The following is an 876-nucleotide window of genomic DNA, read 5'->3' on the forward strand; positions in this document are numbered from 1 at the left end:
ACGATAAATCCGATTCAACAGTGTCTCGCGAACACGTGCGCGAGCACGGGAGTAAGGTCGTCGAACTCGCTCGCCGACACGGCTTCGCAGAGTTCGACTCCGATAGAGCTGACAACAGGGTCTATGAGGATGAACAGATCCTTGATCTGTTCTCCAACGCGTGCCTCACGCAGGGGAGTGCTCACTCAGAAGGAGAAGCTGGCTGGTTCCTTGAGGAGAACGAGATCTGTGACGACTCAACGTTTCTCCGAGTAATCAAGCAGTTTGCGACGCCATCCGACGAGGAAGTAACGCGCTCCGTTCAGGAGTTGCAGATCGAGGATATCGTCGCGTTCACTGAACTGTACCGAGAGGCTGTGATAGCCTCGTTCAACGCGGCGACCGAAAATATCCTCAAGACGATTCGTCACGAAGATCCCTTCGACGACCGCCACGTCGTGGCGGCCGTCGACTTCACACACGTTCCCTACCACGTCTGGCCGTGGATCGACAAGGACGAGAAAATCCCGAAAGCAGAGTATCCGCCGATGGTCAGCGGGTACAAAGAAAACGGGGAAATCAAGCACGGGTATACGTTCGCGACGATCACGATCGTCGGGAACGATGTCCCAATCATCCTAGGTATCGAGCCAGTCAAGGAACGCTCTGCGTGGGAACCAGAAGATGCGCCAGCCGATTCGAAGGCGGATGTGGTTGACGTACTGCTGGACACAGCCCAGCAGTACGTCGATCTCGACGAAGTGCTCCTAGACCGGGGATTCTACAGTAACGAGGTGTACGCAACGATTCACGACCGCGGGCTTGTGTACCTGACACCAGTGCCGAAGTACGAAGACGATTACGAGGCGATCGGGAAAATCAAGAGCAAAGAAGGAG

General features: G+C 55.4%; 1 pseudogene. It reads left to right on the forward strand.

The features are described 5' to 3' along the window. Positions 1–876: pseudogene (locus C446_RS15770) on the forward strand (ISNCY family transposase); the annotation flags it as partial.

Origin of the sequence: Halobiforma nitratireducens JCM 10879, from assembly GCF_000337895.1 — an archaeon.
GTDB lineage: Archaea > Halobacteriota > Halobacteria > Halobacteriales > Natrialbaceae > Natronobacterium > Natronobacterium nitratireducens.